The sequence below is a fragment of the Bacillota bacterium genome, from assembly GCA_023511455.1.
In the GTDB taxonomy this organism is placed as follows: Bacteria; Armatimonadota; HRBIN16; order HRBIN16; family HRBIN16; genus HRBIN16.
In genome coordinates, this window is record JAIMBJ010000010.1 from 74647 (window position 1) to 95276 (window position 20630).

The 20630-nt window shown below is 59.6% G+C and carries 17 protein-coding genes and 1 tRNA gene; 6 read left to right on the plus strand and 12 right to left on the minus strand.

From position 1 onward, the window contains the following. Positions 1-106 precede the first annotated feature (106 nt). Both K6U75_07980 and K6U75_07985 read left to right on the plus strand, forming a co-directional pair. Positions 107-889: a sugar phosphate isomerase/epimerase gene (locus K6U75_07980; protein ID MCL6474974.1), complete on the plus strand. Its 783-nt coding sequence runs from the start codon at positions 107-109 to the stop codon at positions 887-889. Between the two features lie 4 nt (positions 890-893). Continuing rightward, on the plus strand, positions 894-3104 hold the full coding sequence (locus K6U75_07985) for a DUF5060 domain-containing protein (GenBank protein MCL6474975.1): 2211 nt from the start codon (positions 894-896) through the stop codon (positions 3102-3104). Positions 3105-3130: 26 nt separating this feature from the next. Here K6U75_07985 and K6U75_07990 read toward each other — a convergent pair whose 3' ends face one another. The 10 genes from K6U75_07990 to K6U75_08035 all read right to left on the minus strand — a co-directional run bounded on the left by K6U75_07990 (position 3131) and on the right by K6U75_08035 (position 13574). After that, the gene (locus tag K6U75_07990; protein ID MCL6474976.1) at positions 3131-4027 is read right to left on the minus strand and encodes a glycerophosphodiester phosphodiesterase; all 897 of its coding nucleotides are present in this window, start codon (positions 4025-4027) and stop codon (positions 3131-3133) included. A 1-nt stretch (position 4028) separates the two neighbouring features. Continuing rightward, positions 4029-4670: a DUF1080 domain-containing protein gene (locus tag K6U75_07995; GenBank protein ID MCL6474977.1), complete on the minus strand. Its 642-nt coding sequence runs from the start codon at positions 4668-4670 to the stop codon at positions 4029-4031. 152 nt (positions 4671-4822) lie between these two features. Next, positions 4823-5467: a transcriptional repressor LexA gene (gene lexA, locus K6U75_08000; GenBank protein MCL6474978.1), complete on the minus strand. Its 645-nt coding sequence runs from the start codon at positions 5465-5467 to the stop codon at positions 4823-4825. 188 nt (positions 5468-5655) lie between these two features. Continuing rightward, positions 5656-6900: a 2-oxo acid dehydrogenase subunit E2 gene (locus tag K6U75_08005; protein MCL6474979.1), complete on the minus strand. Its 1245-nt coding sequence runs from the start codon at positions 6898-6900 to the stop codon at positions 5656-5658. A 12-nt stretch (positions 6901-6912) separates the two neighbouring features. Further along, entirely contained in the window at positions 6913-7890 is a 978-nt protein-coding gene (locus tag K6U75_08010; protein MCL6474980.1) for a pyruvate dehydrogenase complex E1 component subunit beta, read from the minus strand. Continuing rightward, positions 7881-9104, minus strand: coding sequence for a pyruvate dehydrogenase (acetyl-transferring) E1 component subunit alpha (gene pdhA / locus K6U75_08015; GenBank protein ID MCL6474981.1), 1224 nt, complete (start codon positions 9102-9104; stop codon positions 7881-7883). The genes K6U75_08010 and pdhA overlap by 10 nt, the downstream gene beginning before the upstream one ends. Next, positions 9076-11661: a CehA/McbA family metallohydrolase gene (locus K6U75_08020; GenBank protein ID MCL6474982.1), complete on the minus strand. Its 2586-nt coding sequence runs from the start codon at positions 11659-11661 to the stop codon at positions 9076-9078. The genes pdhA and K6U75_08020 overlap by 29 nt, the downstream gene beginning before the upstream one ends. Positions 11662-11745: 84 nt before the next feature. Beyond that, positions 11746-11970, minus strand: coding sequence for a hypothetical protein (locus tag K6U75_08025; protein ID MCL6474983.1), 225 nt, complete (start codon positions 11968-11970; stop codon positions 11746-11748). 10 nt (positions 11971-11980) lie between these two features. Next, complete coding sequence (locus K6U75_08030) at positions 11981-12766, minus strand: DUF1559 domain-containing protein (GenBank protein MCL6474984.1); 786 nt, start codon at positions 12764-12766, stop codon at positions 11981-11983. 130 nt (positions 12767-12896) lie between these two features. Next, entirely contained in the window at positions 12897-13574 is a 678-nt protein-coding gene (locus K6U75_08035; protein MCL6474985.1) for a DUF1080 domain-containing protein, read from the minus strand. A 223-nt stretch (positions 13575-13797) separates the two neighbouring features. Here K6U75_08035 and K6U75_08040 point away from each other — a divergent pair, with 223 nt between their 5' ends. Next, positions 13798-15861, plus strand: coding sequence for a cytochrome c family protein (locus tag K6U75_08040; protein MCL6474986.1), 2064 nt, complete (start codon positions 13798-13800; stop codon positions 15859-15861). A gap of 112 nt (positions 15862-15973) precedes the next feature. Then, positions 15974-16049: transfer RNA gene (locus K6U75_08045), tRNA-Asn, on the plus strand. Here the strand turns inward: K6U75_08045 and K6U75_08050 are convergent. Next, positions 16008-16991, minus strand: a complete 984-nt coding sequence (locus tag K6U75_08050) for a hypothetical protein (GenBank protein MCL6474987.1) — start codon at positions 16989-16991, stop codon at positions 16008-16010. The two genes, K6U75_08045 and K6U75_08050, sit on opposite strands and share 42 nt — an antisense overlap. A 234-nt stretch (positions 16992-17225) precedes the next feature. Here K6U75_08050 and K6U75_08055 point away from each other — a divergent pair, with 234 nt between their 5' ends. Further along, positions 17226-17402, plus strand: coding sequence for a hypothetical protein (locus K6U75_08055; GenBank protein ID MCL6474988.1), 177 nt, complete (start codon positions 17226-17228; stop codon positions 17400-17402). A 385-nt stretch (positions 17403-17787) separates the two neighbouring features. Here the strand turns inward: K6U75_08055 and K6U75_08060 are convergent, their stop codons facing one another. Further along, complete coding sequence (locus tag K6U75_08060; GenBank protein MCL6474989.1) at positions 17788-19419, minus strand: PQQ-binding-like beta-propeller repeat protein; 1632 nt, start codon at positions 19417-19419, stop codon at positions 17788-17790. A gap of 172 nt (positions 19420-19591) precedes the next feature. Between K6U75_08060 and K6U75_08065 the strand changes: the two genes are divergently transcribed. Further along, positions 19592-20630 (plus strand): hypothetical protein (locus K6U75_08065; GenBank protein MCL6474990.1); only part of this gene is annotated, 1039 nt, incomplete at its 3' end.

Sequence of the window (20630 nt, forward strand, 5' to 3'; positions counted from 1 at the left end):
CCCTCCAGCGCAGTGATACAACGGTGCAACCGTCTTTTCCTTTGCAGGAACGAAAGGCTCCGTTACGAATCAGAAAACAAAAGCCCGTTATCAGGGAGGATATACCATGCGACTCGCCTGTTGTGCCTATTCGTATCGAGACCTGCTGACCAGTCGCAAGATGACCTTGCAAGACTTCATCCGCACCTGCGCTGAGATAGGACTGGACGGGGTAGAGCTCACCGCTTACTATTTCCCCGCTACCGACCGCGCCACACTGAACGAAATCAAGCGCACGTGCTTTGAATACGGCATGCACATCTCGGGCACGGCGGTGGGCAACAACTTTGCGCAGGCAGATCCGGTAAAACGACGCCAGCATGTGGAGATGACCAAACAGTGGATAGACAACGCGGTGGTGCTGGGCGCACCCTGCATCCGCGTGTTCGCAGGTGCTGTGCCGGAAGGGCACACCGAGGAAGAGGCATATAACTGGGTGGTGGACTGCCTGCGCGAGGTGATTGACTACGCGGCGATTCAGGGTGTGGTGGTCGCGTTGGAGAACCACGGAGGCATCACTTCCACCGCGGAACAGGTGCTGCGAATCTACCGCGCGGTGCAGAGCACCTGGTTCGGGCTGAACCTGGACCTGGGCAACTTCACCGGCGACATCTATGCGCAGTTCGAGCAGGTGGCTCCCTACGTGGTCACCACCCATGCCAAAACCCACTATCGCACCAATAACGGCAGGCTAACGGAGGTGGACTACGAACGCGCCCTGCGTATCCTGCAGAAGGCGGGGTATAAGGGCTACATCTCCATCGAGTACGAGTATACCGACCCTGCCGAGCAAGCTGTCCCGCGTTTCGCCAAACAGCTGAGACAAATCCTGCAGCGAATGGGAGGATAAGCTGATGCAGCAGTTGCAGCCGCCCATCTCCGACGACCGCCCGCTGCGCCTGCTGTCGGTGCAACCGAGCCGCACGCAGGTGCCGCGCTACGAACTGATCGAGTTCCGCCTGAACCTGCAGGCGACCTATGATAACGCTTTTGACCCCGAAGAGATTGCGGTGGACGGTGTGTTCCGCACTCCTGCGGGGACGACAGTGCAGGTACCCGGCTTTTACTACCGCGCGTATACCCGTCGGCTGGATGGCCGCGATGAGCGCATGGCTCCAGCCGGAGAACCTGACTGGCGCATCCGTTTCGCGCCTGCTCAAGTAGGCAAGTACCAGCTGGTGGTTACGGTGCGCGACCGCACGGGCAAGACGGTGCGCTCTCAGCCCATTGCGTTTCAGTGTGTTGCCTCGCAACGGGCGGGCTTCGTGCGCCTCAGCAAAGACGACAGGCGATACTTTGTCTTCGACAACGGTCAGCCCTACATCCCCATTGGTGCGAACGTGTGCTGGGGTGGAAGCCGCGGCACGTTCGACTACGACGACTGGCTACCCCGCTACGCGCAGGCGGGAGGCAACTATTTTCGGGTGTGGCTCGGTCCGTCATGGGTAACCTTTGGGCTGGAACGAACCGGTGAGCCGCGTGAATGCTATGGTGTGGGCAAGATAGACCTCGCTAACGCCTGGAGGCTGGATTACGTGCTGAATCTGGCCCGCCGGCTGGGGATGTACGTGATGATATGTTTCGACAGCTTCAATGAGTTGCGCAAACGCCAGTACGGGGGCTTCCCCTACTGGGAAGAGACGCCGCATAACGCTGCCAACGGAGGCCCTCTGAAGGAGCCGATAGAGTTCTGGACGCACCCCGAGATGCTTCGCGCTTACCGCAACAAACTGCGCTATCTGGTAGCGCGGTATGGCTGGTGCACGAATGTGCTGAGCTGGCAGTTCTGGAACGAGGTGGATATCGTGGGCCCGGACGCCTACAAATTAGACCTCATCACCCGCTGGCACCGTGACATGGGTGATTACCTGCGCCGTCTGGACCCATGGAAGCACCTCATCACCACCAGCTTCGCCGACTCGAACGGGCGCGAGGTGATTGACCGCTTGCCCATCATCGACTATACGACCACCCACAACTACGGCTCCCGCGATGTTTCAGCAGCGCTCACCTTCTTTCACCGAAAGAAGGAGGCGTATGGCAAGCCCCATTACGTGGCGGAGTTCGGCGCGGGCGCGATGGGCGAAGACCCGCGTGTGGACCCCACCGGAGTCGCCCTGCACAGCGGCATCTGGAGCACGCTCATGGACGGCGCGGCAGGCACCGCCATGCTGTGGTGGTGGGATAACCATATCCATCCCAACAACCTGTACTCCCACTTTGCCGCGCTGAGCCGATTCATTCAGGGGGTGAACTTCCCCAAAGAGGGCTTCCGCCGGGTGCAAAAAGCCACTTTCACCCTGAAGCAGCCCGCCGAATCGCCCGTTTACAACGACCTGACGCTGCAGGGACCCACCTCGTGGGAACCGCATCCCTCCAACCGCCCGACCACCGTGCGGATAGATGCCGAAGGAAAAGTGACCATTCGAGAGCAGGTCGCCGGGCTGCTGCATGGTCTGCGCAACCATCGCGACAAGCACAACCCGCTCACATTCGAAACCGACCTGCCCCATCCCACACGCCTGCGCATCTCCGTGACGGGTGTCTCGGGGCATGGTGGGGCGCATCTCATTGTGGAGCGCAATGGCGTGCGCGTGCTGGACAAAGACATGCCCGACCCCGACGATACCGAAAAGACAGACACCCTCACCCAGTACAACGGCGAATACAGCGTGGAGATACCAGCTGGTAAGCAGACGGTGAAGGTGGAAAACATCGGTAACGACTGGATGTTCGTTTCCTACGTGCTGGAGCGGGCGGTGAAACAAACCGAGCCACCGCTGCGCCTGTTCGGTTTGCACGGCAAGAAGACTTCGCTGCTCTACATCGAGCACGCGCAGTATACGTGGTACCAGGTCAACGTGGTGAAACGTCCGCCTGCAGCCGTGCCGCCCACCATCCTGCATATCGCTGACTGGACGCCCGGGCGTTACCGTGTGCAGATTTGGGACACCTATGAGGGCAAGCCGCTGTCCACGCAAACGCTGACTGCAAGCCAATCCGGGTTGAGGTTAGAACTGCCCACCATTGAGCGGGACATTGCGATTCGGCTCTCGCGTCTGTAAAGAGCTCACCACAGAGGACACGGGGTTCACGGCGGGGTTCCTTTCTCTGCGTTCTCTGTGGTGAGCCCTGCGGAGCGGGCACGTACTGCCACGTCGGGGTTGTCGGTAATCACGCCGTCCACGCCGTATCGCCAGAACATGCGCCGGACAGCTTCCTCGTCCTGACCCATCGTCCAGACGAAGAGACTTAACCCCCTTTCATGACAATCCGCAACCAGACGCCCTCCGTCAACAGGGTTGCCCTCTGCGTCCTCAATCAGCCATCGCTGGGCGGAGATACCATCCGCGTAGGAAGCCACCTCGTCGACCTGTTCCCGCGTCAGCATGTGTCCCGTCAGCTGGTAGATGGGCAGGCTGGTGCGCAGCTCATGGCGCAGGCGCTGCAGGCTATGGGCGTCGAAACTCTGCACGATGACTCCACTTTCGGGGGTGGCGCACCCGTAGTGTTCCAGCACCTGCAATACAGGTTCCTCAAGCGGCTTACCCTGTTCGCGGTGAAACTGCGGCGCCTTCATTTCCACCAGGAGCGTGAATCGCTTGCCTGTGGTGCGGTGCAGGTGCTGCCGAAGCCGCAGGAGGTCTTCCAGAGTCACGACGTGCATTCGGGGAAGCTCGGTGCGCTCTGCATGGCTGACCCGTCCGAAAGCGCGCAACTGTGCGATTTGCTCGGAGGTGAACTCGAGCGCGTAATAGTGCCCGTCCGAGCGCGACCGTCCATCGTAGTGCTCGGCGACATCGGTGGTTGTTTCCAGCCAGAGGTCATGCAGACAGATGGGCACTCCGTCTGCGCTGAGCACGACGTCGGTTTCGATACCGTCAGCCCCCTGACCGAGCGCCAGGGCGTACGCCGCCAGTGTGTGTTCCGGCAGGTACGCACTGGCGCCCCGATGCGCAATCACCAGTTTGGAAGGAGACAGACTCATGCTAATCCTTCAAGGGTCGTATCCAGATGTTGCGGTACTGGACAGGGTTGCCGTGATCCTGCAGCAGGATGGGTCCGGTTTTGCGCATCCTGTCACCGATACCGCCCGCAGTGATGCGTGGTATCTCCACGTTATCATGTACCAGCACGCCGTTCCACCGCACGGTGACGCGCGGGTTGGCAATCACGTTACCGGCATCGTCGAACTTCGGCGCGATGAAGGTGATGTCGTAGGTTTGCCACTGCCCTGGCGGCTTCGCCATGTTCTTGTCGGGGTCTTTGATGCCGTAGATGGCGGCACAGCCTCCCTTGCCGTAGGTTTCGTTCTGGTAAGAATCGAGCACCTGTATCTCGTACAAACCGTGCAGGTACACGCCGCTGTTGCCTCGTCCCTGCCCGCTGGCCTGGGGCATGGGGGGGATGTTGAACTCGATATGCAGCTGGAAGCTGCCGAACTCGTCACGAGTCATGATGTCGCCCGTGCCCGACTTCACCTGCATCGCTCCGTCCTGAGTAATTTCCCATCGGGCGGGCGATCTGCCATCTCGCGACACCCACCTGGACAGGTCTTTCCCGTCAAATAACACGATAGCTCCCCGCGGTGGCTTGGCAGGCTTTTCCTGCGCCAGGCACACTCCCGTCATCGCCACCACAAGAAGCGAAACGACCACCGTTCTGCACCACATCGTTGCAAAAGCCTCCTGTTTCCACTGTGGTTTCTACAACACCTTACGGCGTTGCGGGAGGAGGTTCCTGCCTGGTGGCCTGTGAAACCTTTGCAAGGTCGCGCCTTCGCTCAGTAAGCCAATCCTCTGTCATACGAGCGCAACAGCCCTATCACCTTGCCGATGACGCGGGTCTCTTCGGGGCGCACTTCAATCGGCTCGTACGCCGGGTTTGCTGGCAACAGGCGCACTTTGCCGTTGTCGTACTGGATGCGCTTGATAGTGGCTTCGTCACCGATCAACACCGCCACCAGCTCGCCGTTCTCGGCGGTGCTTTGTGGCTTGATAATCACCAGGTCGCGAGGCAGGATGTGTTCTCCCACCATCGAGTCGCCCCGAACCCTCAACAGGAATGCGCCCTCAATGTTATGCACCATCTCCCGCGGCACCGGAACCAGCGCCTCGATGTTCTGGGATGCCAGCACCGGCGTGCCCGCTGCAATGGTTCCCACCAGCGGTAGCATCGCCACATCGGGCGAGCTTTCCAGATGTTGCACGAACTCAGGGTGTATGATACGGATACTGCGGCTTTTGTGTTCCCGCGCAATGTAGCCCTTCCGCTGCAGGGCGTCCAGATGCACGGTCACCCCACGCAAGCTGGAGATACCAAACTGGTTTCCGATTTCGCGAATAGTGGGCGGGTAGCCGTTTTCACGGGTGTAGTGCAGGATGAAGCGGAGAATCATCTCCTGCTTCGGTGTTAGTCCGCGCGTCATGTTCCTTCCTCCCCCAAAATGCTATACAGATTATATACTGAAATTGATATACCTGTCAAGGGTTCCGGAGAGAAATACACAACCGCAGGTGTCAGCCGTCCACACCTCACTCTAGCCCATGATTTCCATCGAGAGCACTTGCCCTCTGGTGGCGGTCGCAACGGAGCGCGCCTATGCATGGGATTGCGCTACTCTATCATGGTATAAGGGTTTTCCAGAATCCGCTTGAGCTCACGCAGGAACTCGGCGGCGACCGCACCGTCCAGCGCACGATGGTCTGCCGAGAGAGTGACTTTCATGCGCGGACGCACCGCGACCGTGTCGTCGTCCAGGGCAACTGGTTGCTTTTGCACTGCCCCTACTGCCAGAATAGCTACCGCCGGCGGGTTGATGATGGCGATAAACTCGTCCACCCCGTACATGCCGAGATTGGAGATACTGAAGGTTGCGCCGGTGTACTCGTCGGATGCCAGGCGTCCGGAGCGTGCTTTTTCGACAAGCTGGCGTGTCTCCGCGGCAATCTGGCGGAGCGTTTTGCGCTCACAGTGTCGCAGCACCGGCGCGAGAAGACCGCCTGGTACCGCGACCATGATGCCGATATGCACCTCGCTGCTGGGATAGACGCGATCGTGCTGGTAGAGCGCGTTCACCTGGGGGTAGCGTGCCAGAGCGAGTGCACACGCTTTGGTGACCAAATCGTTGACCGAGATTTTGGGGGCGTCTTCCGGTAGCGCCGCGTTCAGCCGCTCGCGCAGAGCCATCACCTCCGTCATGTCGATGTCCATGGTGACGTAGAAATGCGGCACTGTTTGCTTGGTCAGCGTGGTGCGTTCCGCAATAAGCCGGCGCATTCGGCTGAGCGGCTCACCCCCGGTGAGCGCGGCGGCTTCAGGAGGAGACACAGCGGGCGAAGGCTCTGCAACAGGCACGCGCGGGGCAGCCTGACGTGCAGCAATGAACTGCTGCACATCGCGCTCCACAATGCGCCCACCTGGACCGGTACCCCTGACCATCGCCAGGTCGATGCCAGCCTCTTCGGCGATACGTCGCGCCAGTGGCGAAGCTTTAACACGCTCCCGCGCCGGTGCTTCGGTGGGGCTGACCTCTGGCTCGGAGACGGCAATCTCCCCGCGGGGTGCAGCAGGCTCCTCGGCGGCAACCGCTGGCTCGGCGGGTGTGGTGACCTGGGGCTGCTCGCCCTCGCCCAGAATCTCCGCAATCACCGTGCCTACCGGCACCGTGTCGCCTTCCTTCGCCAGAATATTCGCCAGTTTGCCAGACGCCTCGGCAGGCAGCTCCACACTGGCTTTGTCCGTCTCCACCTCTGCGATGATGTCGCCGATCTCTACGGTGTCGCCCTCTTTTTTCAGCCAGCGCAGGATGGTTCCCTCGGTCATCCCGTCGCCCATCTTGGGCATGATTACCTGTGCCATCAGTCCTCCTCCTTAAACCAGTACACGCTTTACCGCTCGAATAATGTCTTCCTCACTGGGGAATGCCGCTCGCTCCAGATTGCGCGCGTAGGGAATCGGCACGTCCGCCCCCGCCACGCGGAGTACGGGAGCATCCAGATCATCGAAGGCAAACTCCTGAATACGCGCCGCAATCTCCGCGCCGAACCCCGCGTTGCGATGGTCCTCGTGCACCACTACCGCACGGTGTGTTTTGCGCACGGAAGCCAGTATCGTATCCATATCCAGCGGCTGCAGGGAGCGTAAATCAATCACCTCGCACTCGATGCCCTCCGTTTCCGCCAACTTGTCGGCGGCGTGCAGAGCCATCAGCACCGGCTGGGAATACGTGATGATGGTCACGTCCTGCCCTTTCCGTTTGACATCCGCACTTCCGAAGGGGATGGTGTATTCGCCGTCGGGCACTTCTCCGCGTGTGGAGTAGAGTTTGGCGTGCTCCATGAAGATAACGGGGTTATCGTCGCGGATGGCGGTTTTTAGCATCCCTTTCGCATCGGCAGGGGTCGCTGGGGTAACCACCTTCAAGCCCGGAATATGCGCGTACCATGACTCGAGGCTGTGTGAGTGCTGGGCAGAGAGCTGCGCTCCACCGCCTGCCGGTCCGCGAAAGACCAGCGGCACCCTGATTTGCCCGCCGAACATATACAGGATTTTAGCCGCATGGTTCACAATCTGGTCTATCGCGATGAGCGCGAAGCTGAAGGTCATGAACTCCGCCACAGGGCGCAGACCGATCATCGCCGCGCCGATAGCCATGCCCGCAATGCCCGATTCGGAGATGGGCGTATCCACCACGCGCATTCCGCCGAATCGCTGCAACAACCCTTCGGTGACACGGAACGTGCCCTGATACCTGCCAATTTCCTCGCCGAGCAGGAACACGTTGGGGTCGCGCTCCATCTCTTCGGTCAGCGCCTGTCGCAGGGCTTCACGATAGGTGATTAGCGCCACTCCTGCACCTCCATGTCGGTGTACACGTCGCGGTAGAGCTCTTCCAGCGGCGGCTCAGGACTGGCGTCGGCGAACGCAACCGCTTCCAGCGCCTGCTGTTTGGCGATGCTATCCCACTCCAGCAATTCGCTCTCGGATGCAATACCGTTTTCTATCAGGAAGCGTGCCGTGCTCACGATGGGGTCGCGTTGACGCCAGTACTCTACCTCCTCCTTTGTGCGGTATAGTGCCTGATTGGTGGGGTTATCGGCGATGCCGTGCCCTTCAAAACGGTAGGTCAGCACCTCCACAAAGAAAGGCTCGGGCGTGTGGCGGACGTGGTGGATAATCTCTTCTGCCTCCTGATACACCTCCAGCAGGTCCATACCCCCAATCTGTTTGGTGGGCATGCCGTATTGTCGGGCTCGTTCGGCAAGATTAGGTACTGCCGAAGCGAACTCTATGGGCGTCGCCATGGCATAGCGGTTGTTCTCGCAGATGAAGACCACCGGTACCTTATACACCGCCGCCATGTTTAACGCCTCGTGAACCGGCCCAATGTTCATTGCGCCGTCGCCGAAGAAGCAGAGGCACACCTGGTCTGTACCCCGGTAGCGTATGCCGTAGCCCACGCCGACCGCCAGCGGCACCATACCACCCACGATACCGTATCCGCCCAGAAAGCCACGTTGCACATCCACCAGATGCATGGAGCCACCTTTACCCTTACTTACGCCTGTGTAGCGTCCGAACAGTTCCGCCATCACAGGGCGGGGGTCAGTGCCCCTTGCAAGGGCATGTCCGTGGTCACGATAGGAACAAATCATATAGTCGTCATCACGCATGTGGGCAATAAAGCCGGTAGCAACCGCTTCCTGACCGATATACACATGCATATATCCACCCATTTTGCCCTGTCGGTAGGCGGGGGAGCATTGTTCCTCGAAGTGGCGGATAAGCAGCATCTTACGGTACAATTCCACCAAACGCTGTGGGGTTAAAGATTTCGGCAGAGCCTTTTTGACAGGTGCCTCAGCCCTCACGATTGTTCCTCCTTTGTTTTGCCTCCCCGTCGGATGTTTGCCGACGCTCCGGGATACAGGCGAAAAGTTATCGCCCGAGAGTACAACACCTCGGCGGGCGCTGTGCAACGCTCGCCGAGTATCTATTTTGGCACAAAAGGAGAAACTCCTGCAAGCGGGTAAACTACCTTGGCGGCTGCCACCCGTTGCCATCCACATCGATGTAGATGGGATTGGTGAAGGACGTGGGGCGTACACCCGGATACAACGCGGTGAAGCCCTCACCCTCTGCCAGTACCACCAGCCACGAATCCCTGTCCACACGCAGCTGCAGGGTCTGCTGCCAGTTCAACGGCTTGCCCTGTGGGTGGTCTACGGGTAGTTCCTGAGTCACGGACCCGTTGACGTACACCTTGACCCGGCTGACCCGCACCCACGACGGCGCCGCCAGCCGTATCTGCACCTGCACGATACCTTCGTTCGCAACCACCGTAGAACCCATCGGCTGATTCCCCTGCGCCTTCACCTCGATGAGCGGTCCGCCGCATACCAGCACGTTGCCACTGCGTATTGCCTGCACGACCTGTTGGGGGGTAACGCGCCGAACCTGCTCATGCCCAAAATAGAGGTAGGTGCGGGGGAAGCCGGGCTCCAGCCGATAGGCATTGTGGCTGTCGGTATTGCCTATGGCGATGTAGCGTCTGCCTGTGTTCAGGAAGTGGAACCAGTCGGGCAGTGTCTGCTCGAGCTGTTTGCTGTCCACGCCGTTGTAGACCTCAATTGCATCGAAGTTGGGCGAGAACTCTTCGGGACGCGCTATGGTACCCTCCGCAGGGTTCAGCCCCACCCAGCTAAAATAGCCCATGCTGGGGCTTCGCGGATGGTTGACCTGCACGATGGTGTCGCCGTCGTTATTGGCGCGCGCGGCAGCGAATATCTGCTCGGCAGTGAGGTCGTACCACTCTATCGCGCCGTCGTTGGGTTTGTTGGGGTCGTAGCGTTGAGGATAGGCGTTAAAGTGTCCCAGACCGAAGTTCGGGCTGATTTCGCATCCCACCAGCGACGTAATCCACCGCTCGGCGCGCAGGGCACGGATAGCCGGCTGGTAATCGGTCAGCACATCGTGGTCGGTAGCGGTCAGTATCTGCACCCCCATCGCCACGTACGCCCTCACTTTGTCTGCCAGCGGGTCGCTCGAGTCAGGGGAGGGGAGGGCGTGCACGTGAAAGTCGCCGGAGAGATAGCCCGGCATCTGCGCCGTTCGCGCCAGTGTTGCCCGCCACACGGCTCTCGCGCCTGCATGCAGGTCTATCTCGCGTTGTGCTATCTCATACTCGAACCCGCGCGTGATGGTGATGCGATATCGCCCCGGTTCCACGGGAATGGTTTCGTTGCCCGAGAGGCTGTAATAGACACGGTCGAACCGTCCGTAGTCACCCTGCTCGCCATAGCGCACGCGCTCATTGTTGGGCAGCGACCCGGATAGCCGCTCGAATACCAGTGCGCAGGGTAGATACGCGCCTTTATCATCCTGCACGGCAATCTGCAGTTGCGCTGGAGGCTGCAGCGCAATGTCCACCGTCTCTTTCAAGGCTACGTTCGCGGGCGCATATCCATCGGCAAACACCACGGCGCGGTATTCACCGGGCGGTACCTTCGCCTCGAAGCGACCCCGGCTGTCGGTGCGGGTGACGGTGTGCATCTGCCCGTCGCCTTCGCCTTGCTGAACCAGGTACACGCGCGCATCCGGTACAGGGCGGTTATTGGTGGTCACCACTCTGCCGCGCACGGTGGACAGCGTTTCGGACTGCTGGCGCAGGCGGCGCATCTCCGCGCGAAGCGGCTCCATATCCCCGTCGCTGACAGACAGAGCCATTCGAATTTCCGCCTTCTGACCGGCGGAAAGGTTCACCGGACGTCCTATCATCATCAGGTAGATGTTGGAGGCGTTCATCACCTGCGAAATCGCCTCCTGTGGGATGATGAAGCCGTATGCTAACCGTGAACCTGCGGCTGCAACCATAGGGATAGGACCGGGCAGCGTTTGCACCAGTCCCAACAGGGGAGGACCAGCCGCTTTCTGAAAAGCGTAGTCCACGCTACCCCATGGGGGGATATAGCTGACCAGACCATCACCCAGAATCTGCCCCCAGAAGAGCGAATACACCTTTGCCTGCTGGTTGCTGTTGTTCAGGGTGCAGATGATTTCCAGCGTGGGCGTATCCGGGTGCAGGATGTAATCCACGGTGACTTGCAAGCCCTGCGAGCTGCTGGGGATGCGGATGGTGGTGTCTACAATGGGGAAACGGTCGTCCACCGCGTGCACGCGCAGGTGGGCGGGCTTGCCTTTGCCTCCGGCAGAGAGTATCTCCGCCTTCACCGCGCGCAGTACCCGCAGGTTCAGAAGGCTTTTCTCGTCGGCGGTGGCAAGGAAGATTTCGCCCAGCAGGTCTTCGTCGTGCCCGGCTTCATTCAGCACCGCGTCGAGTACACGTCCGCCGTAGCGCGAGTATCCGCCCGCCATGCGCGGCGCAGCCACCACGAAAGTTGCTTCGTGGTTTCTCAGCACGTAGTCACCCGGTTTGCCCTGCGCCTTCGCGCCGCCGGGCAGGTCGCGTGCGGTTGCCACCACGCATTGCGCCGTGCCCGGTTCGGGAATGGGCATCTGGGGATTGCGCAGTTTGCCGATTTCATGGCTGAAAGCGGTGCTGAGGGTGAAGAAGATGATACCAGCGGTCAGGCAAAAGGTGATTCGCTTGTTCGTTAGCATTCGGTCTCTCCTTCCTGCGCCTGTCGGGTGGGGCAGACACGGGGGTCTGCCCCTACAGCGTTACGCCATACGCCTCCGGCGGGTCTATTTGTTTCCGCGTTCCGCCCGGTCGCGTGCGAGCAGCTCCTGCACCTCTTTCTGGAATTGTGCCGGGTCTTTGGTGGCTCGGCTCAGGTCCAAATCGCTCTGTTTACGCCCCTGACCCGGTGGCACAGGTTTCGGCAGGTTATTCCACATCACTACTCCTACAATAGCGATAAACACCACAATGATGATTATCGCCAGCACCGGGTTGATTTGCCTGTTCATGCTTGCCTCCTTACTGACGCAGTGGCTCCATCGCAAAGCGTACCAGGTCGAGGAACTTACCCTTCTTGTACATGGCGTGGCCGTCCACCATCACCGCATAGGTCGCGCCTACTGCCTCCTTTCCGTTGCCGCCGAAGACCGCAGGCACCACGTCCGAGTCGCCGTAGCCCTCGTGATAACCGTAGGAGTTGCAGAAGGCGATGATAGACTTCGCAGGCGATCCTACCACAGAGAGCGGCTGCCCGGCGATGTAGTAATCCTGTGGGTTGCCGGTATTGTAGGGCGGTCCCAGGAGCGGACCCAGGAAGCGTACGAACATCTCCAGAGGGGTCATGCGCGGCGATGGAACCATTCCCACTCCGCCATAAGCGTATCCGTACGAGCCGAACTGGTTCAATGGCAGCCCATCCGAACCCAGCCGCACAGGGTCTGAGCCAAGCGTGGGGCAGGAGAACAGCCCATGGTTCTTGATGTACGGGTAGAAGGCGTACTCCATGAACAGCCCGCGCTTGTTGTTCAGGTCCACCGACCAGTTGGGAGGTCCGCTAGGCATTCCGCGGCTCAGTCCAGTGTTGTCGTCGTTATTGCGTCCGTCCTGCATCAGCCAAGGGAAGGTTTCGTCGTAATCCTGCACGTACATCAGTGCCGCCGTGCCAATCTGCTTCAGGTTCGACAGGCAGGTGGTCTTGCGTGCTTGCTCCCGTGCGCGGGCAAACACAGGGAACAGAATGGCTGCCAGTATCGCGATAATCGCGATAACAACCAGCAACTCGATGAGCGTAAAGGCGCGTTTCATGTTCCAACTCCTCCGTATCCTTTGCTTGTGCGCTTAAACGATGCACGTTCGCATTATATAATCCACCAGGCGGTCTGTCAACCCATGGAATGGCGTGTACCGCCAGCACAGAACCGGGTGATTTTAAGAATCACTTTAGAATCGGTATCAGCCGGATGTTACGGAAGTGTATCTCAGCCCCCTCGGATTGCAGGCAGATTTTACCCGGCACCACTTCCGCCCCGGTGCCCTCGTTGACAATCTGCCCGTTGACCTTCAGCACCACGCGCTCGCCGTCCACGATAATCTCGTACTCGTTCCATTCGCCGATGGGCTTCTCCGCCATCTTCGCTTTGATGCGGTTGGTCGGCGCGTCGCGGTTGATGCGGGCGGGGTCTGTATCCAGTTTCACGCCGTCAATCAACCAGAAATCGCCTGCGCTCCCGCTCATCAGCTGCGCCTCAATGGATTTGGGCCAGATTTTATCCTCGCCGCGCATTCGCAGGAGCACACCGCTGTTACGCCCGCCTTTGTCTTCCGGAGCCCATCTCCATTCCAGCTTCAGGATGTAGTTGGTGAAGTCGGCTACCGTGCGGATATAGCCGGCGGGTCTACCCTTGCAGATAAGGATACCCCTGTCGCCATCGATGCTCCACACATCCTCCATTTTCATGTTCGGGTCGGCGAGGAAATACGTCCACCCGCAGAAGTCCTTGCCGTTGAACAGCAGTATCTCCTTACCCAGCTTGCCCTCTATCTTCACCTTTTGCGCTGAAACCGATAGGGCACATGCTGCCAGCAACAACGCCATCAGCCACCTTGTTCTCATCTTTCCCCTCCCGTAACTTCACGATGCTGAAGACTTCTTCGCGTCGCCATCATGGTTTCCTGCTAACCGGCTGGGATGCTGGGCAGTATCCCAGACTCGTGGGCTGGACGGCGATTATTTTGAAAAAAAACCTGCAAAACCCGTTGACTCTCTTAGATAATGATGCTAAAATAAAATTGAAGACTACAGCAGCTTCAACAGATAAACGAAGGAGGCGATCGTCATGCGAACCGTGAGGTTTGCGTTGTTTACCGGTCTCCCGCTACTGCTAACGGTGGTGCTGGCGCAAAGCAGCTGGACTCCACTCCCCGTCAAGGACGACCCTCTGGTGCGTATGCCCGGCACTCAGCCGACCGAAGGTGTGCGTCTGGAAGCTCCTACCCGTTGCATGAACTGTCACTCCGGCTATGACCCTGCGGTCGAGCCGGGTAGCAACTGGCAGGGTTCCATGATGGCGCAGGCGGCACGCGACCCGCTCTTCTGGGCGTGTTTGACGGTTGCCGCGCAGGATTCCATCTGGGCAATCGGACGCCCGAACGCCACCGACATCTGCCTGCGATGCCACCTGCCACAGGGCTGGGTGGAAGGACGCTCCGACCCGACGAACGGCTCGCTGATGACGGGTGCGGATTTCGACGGCGTGTCCTGTGATGTGTGCCATCGCATGTACGACCCGTTCTACAAAGGCACCTACACGGGCACGCGCGAGGGCAGCGATTGGCGCTACTACTGGGACGAGGCGATCGCCACCAAAACACCCTCTCAACCTGCCGCCGATGCTACCTATCGGGAGGACAGCTTGCGCGCACAGGCAATCAAGCTGTTCAGCGGCGCACCGTTCTACCTGAACAACGAGCCGTTCAGCACCGACTACACGGAGAACGGGTCTGGGCAGTACTTCATTAGCATCGGCACGGAGAAGCGCGGACCCTTCGCCGATGCGACCGCTCGCCACAAGATGTTCTACAGCCGCTACCACAAGAGCAAGTACTTCTGCTCCACCTGCCACGACGTGTCCAACCCGGTGCTGGCAAACCTGGCATATGCTGGAGCACGACCCGGGCAGAACGTGGTACTGCCCACCGAGGCACAGTCGGCCTTTGCATACTTCCATGTGGAGCGCACCTTCTCCGAGTTCATGGCGTCTGCTTACGGACAGCAAGGTGGTGCGCCCGGCATCGGACCGTTTGCACCAGACCGCTTCGTGACCTCGTACCCCAACAACAACATCGCCAAGTGCCAGGACTGCCACATGCGCGATGTCTACGGCAAGGGCGGCGATAAGTCCAATGCCGTCTATCGCCCCAGCGCGGAGCATCCATACAGCGGTGTGCCTTTGCACGACCTCACCGGAGGCAACATCTGGGTCCCCTGGTTGCTCGCCAGTACGGTGAAAGGCTCGCCTAACTACAACGCCACTAACGCCCGACTGTTGAGACAGGGCGCATCCGTCTTGACGCTGGACCTCACTCAGGGTCTGGGACTCAACGCCAGTACCCTGCTGCGAGCGGTTGACCGCGCGAAGGCGATGCTTCAGGCTGCGGCATCCATCCAGCAGGTGTCCTACAACCCGGATAACGGCAGCCTGTCGTTCCGCGTGCAGAACCAGACGGGACACAAGCTCATCTCCGGCTTCCCCGAAGGTAGGCGCATGTTCGTCAACATCAAGGTGTATCGGGACGGGCAGCTGCTCCACGAAATCAACCCGTACGACTACACCGTCGGCACGCTCAAGGGACTGGACAGGAACTATTCGCCCAACAGTCCAGCTCTGGCTCCCCACGAGCGATACGTGGACGAACTGGTCTACGAGATGCATCCGACCAGCAGCATCACGGGTGAAGCCAAGACCTTCCACTTCGCGCTGGCAACCGGGCGCTACAAGGACAACCGCATCCCGCCCAAAGGCTTCAATATCACCGAAGCCATCAAACGGCAGTGCGAGCCGGTGTGGGGTGGCAACCCTGCCCCCGATTACTTCACGGCAAGCGAGTATGCGGGAGGCTACGACGAGGTGGCTCTCACCGTTCCAACAGGCGCGAACCGAATCGTCATCACCCTGTTCTATCAGGTGACGAGCCGCGAGTATGTGGAGTTCCTGCGTGACGAGATTAAGGGCACGGGGAGATTGACGCTGCCCCGCAGCGCGTACATTGTGCAGACTGACCCCTTCTTTAGCAAGCTGAAGGCCTGGGGCGATACCATCTGGCAGCTGTGGGACAACAACAAGAACGTGCCCGGCGCCGCGCCGTTCCCCATGACGCAGGCGGAGTGGCGAGCGCAGTAGGTGCGTAGCTTTCCGCATCCGGTGCCCCCTTTCCGCACGGAAAGGGGGCATTTTTGCATTGCCGACCCCCTTGACAAACGCGGGAAGTTCTGGTAGATTCTTAAGCGCAGGTTCCCCGGTAGCTCAGTCGGCAGAGCGGGTGGCTGTTAACCACTAGGTCGCAGGTTCGAGTCCTGCCCGGGGAGCCACGTTTCGTCTGAGCTCGAACTTGTATGGGAGTTGTTAACCTCATACATCTGCTTCAGGTCCACCAGTAAAAGCCTTTCGCCTTCCGCTTGCGCCAGCTGTTGCAGTCGCGGCGTGAAGCCCGTACGCGAGAACAACGCGAAGGTCGGTTTCTCGCGGGGGCGCAGTTCCTCCTGAGCAAGCTGAACGTTTCTCTGAAGAGCCACATAGTCTGCGATGTCCACAGGGTCAGACGTCCACTTGCAGGAGCCTGCCAGTACCAGACGATATTGCTCGTCCACCGCGACCACATCGATCTCCCGCCCACCGGCTCCCCACCATGCGCCAATGGCGACGAGAGGAAGCGACCACTTGCCGGCTTCCACGACGCGCCACACATACTGCCTGCAGGCTCTTTCAAAAGCGGGACGGGAGACGAAATGGCTGAGCAGCGGGGCGATGTGTTGTTCCCACACCTGCCGCCCCAATCCCCGTGCCACCATGCTGGAATATGGGTCGACAAACCGATACCAGAAGTGCAAATACTCATCTGCCAGATAGTATAGCGAGCGGCGCGAACGGGGCAGAGAACGCTCGGTCACCGGCACTTCGCGGACAATCAAACCCAACTGCTGCAGTTTATCCAGTGCCACAGCGATATCCTGCGCAGACCCCTTGCCGATAGCGTTCGCGATGTCCGAAGGGCGACGGTGTCCTGCGGCTACCGCTCGCAAAATGGAACTGTACAGCAGGTCACGGCGAAATTCCTCCAGCAACAGCCACTCTGGCTCTTCCGAGAGGAAAGTATGCCTTTGCAACACGGTGCTGATGACGTTTTGCTCGATATCCTGCTCAGGGTCAAACTGTTCGAGATACAGAGGCATTCCTCCCAAAATGGCGTAAGCTTCCATCTTCTGCTGAGGAGAGTACATGGGGAAGAAGAGCGCTGCCTCTGCGTAGTCCATCGGTTCAAGCCTGAGCGAGCGCGTACGCCGGTGATAGAGAGGTGCACCCGCATCCAGCACCTGACGCTCCATAAAGGCGAGGGTAGAACCCAACAGGAATACTTTGATCTGTGGGACGCTTTTATGTGTATCCCACCAGTGCTGAAGAACGCTCAGCAGCGAAGGGTCTGCTTCTACAAGGTATGGAAGTTCGTCAATCACAAAGAGGAGCGGCTCACTTTGCCCTGAAGCCAGATGCGCCAGATAAGCCAGAAAATCTTCCGTGGATGTGAACACCGCGGGGACGTATGCTTCGGGATAGACCTGCGCAACGGCATCACGCATTGCGGCAATCTGGAGCGGCAGTGTCCGGCGTGTGGCGCGGTAATAGATGTAACGTCGCCCTGTTTGTTCCAGAGCGTGCTGCATTAATGCACTTTTGCCAACTCCACGCCTGCCGTACAAGATAACCATTTCCGCCCGTGGGGAGCGTATCGCCTCTTCCAGAGTGTGCAGCTCACGGTGCCGATTCAAAAATGCGCGACGCATTATCTTCCTCCCATTAGTATAATCACGATTATACTAATTACGATTATACTATCATAATTTTCCTTCGATGTCTGCAGCGCCGGAAGCCTCTGCCTGCAGCCGCGGACCGGAAAACAGGCGCGGACACCAGCGTCCCGAACCGCCAGAACAACATCGCCCACGGTCTGATGCATGGGCGGACATCCTCATGGTTTATGCGCCTGCATAAGGAGAAGGCGCACCCTGTTAGAGTGCGCCTTCAGTCTGTTGGGTAATCGAGCGGCCTTCCCTACTTCAGCGGAAACGCCAGAACCTTGCCGTTTGCTGATGCTGCCACCACTACATCCTCCGCCGACAGACCGGAGATACTGGGCGAGCGCACAAACGATTCTCCGTTGTTGCTGCCGTCGTACAGGTAAAACTCCTGCGGGTTGTCGGCATTGATGGCATAGAACTTGCCGTTGTCGCTGCCAATGTAGATGTACGGCGTGTTGCTGCCCTGTTTGCGTACCACGATGGGCATCCCCAGAAACCTGCCTGCGTCGCGCGGCTGAATGGGATAGCCGCTCTTCGGGGTGCCGTCGGAGGCGTGCACAGCATGTATCTTGCCATCCGTGGTGCCGAAATAGACCACCTGTGCCACCCAGTCGAAGAAGGGACTGCCCACAATGGGCGCACCCGCATCATACATCCAGCGCACATGCGGAACTGTGGGGTCAGGCGTGGCGTTCATCGCGTAGAACAGGCCGTTTTGCCCGCCGATGAAAAGGGTGTTTGTGCGAATGTCAATCCACGGCGAACTGGTTATCGGTTGACCCGGAGAGACCATCTCCGACCACACGCCCTGCAGGTCGCTGGAGCGGAAGCACACCACGAATCCGTCGCCTGTACCTGCCCACAGGTGCGTGGTTCCTGGCGCAGAAGGCGTAGAGGAGAACTGGCTGCCCCACTGGCTGGAAACGGCGAGTAGCATACCGTTGGCGTCGTACGAGCGGATGCGCCCATCCTGGGCGGGTACAAACAGGATGCCGTTCTGCACTACGGGCGATGCCACGATACTCACCCCGCTGGCAACGGTGCGGGTACCGTGCACCGCGCCCGAGTTGGGGTCCACCAGCTGCACCCGTCCGTCCGCCGTCGGCACGTAGAGCACACCGGCGCGCGCCGCGACACGCCCTGGCATGGCGGCACCCAAACTGACGGGCGTTTCCCATGCGGTGGTACCCGCGTTTTGCCCGTTCACCCAGTAGGCGTACAGCTCCCCTGTGCTGGAACCAATAATCGCCTTTCCACCCGTGATGGTCACGTCGCCCGATACCCCGCCAGGCACGCTGGCGGTCCACAGTGGCGAGAAGGGGTTCACTACGTCCGCTGCCACACTGTGGAGAGCATACTTCTGGTTGTCGAAGTTGGAAGTCACCCGGAACGGAAGCTCCCGAACGGTGCTGCCGGTTACAGGGTCAGGTGGCGCGGTCACAGTCACAAAGAGTCGGTATTCATCGTTCATTCGCAACGTGGGTGTGCGGTTGATAACATTGTTCTCATCGGCGTCGCGCTGACCGTTGCCGTTGGTGTCCTCGATGAAAACCACCGACCATCCGGCGGGTAGTGCACCGGTGTTCAGCTGGTAGTAGTCATCGCCGTTGCCGGTGTTCTTCACGGTCACCGGAAAGTTGTAAGAGCCTCCCGGGTTCAGCGTCGCCTCCTGCACCGCGAGAGTCACTTGTACATCTGCTACCTGTGCTACGGTGAGCGTGACCGTATTGGAGACGGTGTTGTAGGAGTTTCCACCGGAATCGATGTAGGTCGCCAGCGCCTGCAGGGGAATCTGCGTGCCCGCAGGCGTTAGCTGGGCAAATGCGGTTATATTCAACGCGCAGACGATGGCTGCGGCGAGCCACATGCAACAGTGAGTTTTCATAGACTGCTCCTTGCACGGGTGGTTCTCACAGGGGTTGTGCCACAGACTCGGAAAGAGCACAGCTGGTAAACGTCTGAGGGAGCCGAACTTCTGGTAGCAATGCGGATAGCAGGATTACCAGTATGAGAGGCGAAGCTGAGTAAGAGCGATAAGCTCGCGTGGAGGGTGCAACATGCGGCTTTTCTGTGCTATGGGGGTGTTGCTGATGCTTCTGGCAGCAGCCGCCGCGCAAAGCGAGTGGGGTCTTCCCTTAAAGGAAAAGGCGGAGCGGTTCGAGCAGGATGTGTTGCGTAAGCACTGGTTGAACGGTCTTTATATCGCGCAGATCCAGGTGCCGCCAGAGGGACAACCTGCCGACCACACCACCGAGGGTGGCTCCGACGTGGCGCACAGCGTCAACTGGACGTGCTACTACCTGTCCGGGCAAATCCATCGCTACCTGCTTACGAAGGACCCTGCCGTGCGCGAGCATTGTCGACAGGTCTACCGCGGCTTGCTGAGCCTGACCCAGATTTCGGGCATTCGCGGCTTCGTGGCGCGAGGCTATGTGAAAGGCAGAGGCGAGACGCGCGAGGAACGTCTGAACCCCCGCCGTGCCCACCTCTGGCACCAGGGAGTACCGCCCTACGAGGAGTACCGCTGGCGCGGCAGCCCCAGCCACCACACCTACAGCAGTGTGGCGCACGCCTTCGCACTCTATGCCCTGCTGGTTGCGGACGAAGACGAGAAAAAGCAATGCGCCCAGACCATCGACGCGCTGGTGGAATACTGGCTCGACCGCGACATGAACGTGTACGATGAACACGGCAACCTCTCCGACACCATTCTGGGATTTACAGACGGACGCACCCCCAGCCTCAACGTGGTGATGGCACTCTCCGCACTGCGTATCGCCCACCATTTCACCGGCAAAGCAAAGTTTCTGGAAGCGTACGAGCGACTGGCGAAGCAGTATGGGGTGCGCGGATATACCGATCGCGTGCTGGGGGTAGAGAGCTTCGACGACTGCAACCATGTTTACCATCACCTCGAGGTGCTGATGCAGATCGAAAGGGACGAGGCGATGCGGGCATTCTACCATCATGTGGCGCAGCAAATGTGGCAGGCGCACCAGCGTGACAGGTGTCCGCTGTACACCTACATCCATTTTGCGCTCTTCCCCGATACACCCGGTAAAGAGGAGGCACTGCAGGGCGCACGGTGGACACTAC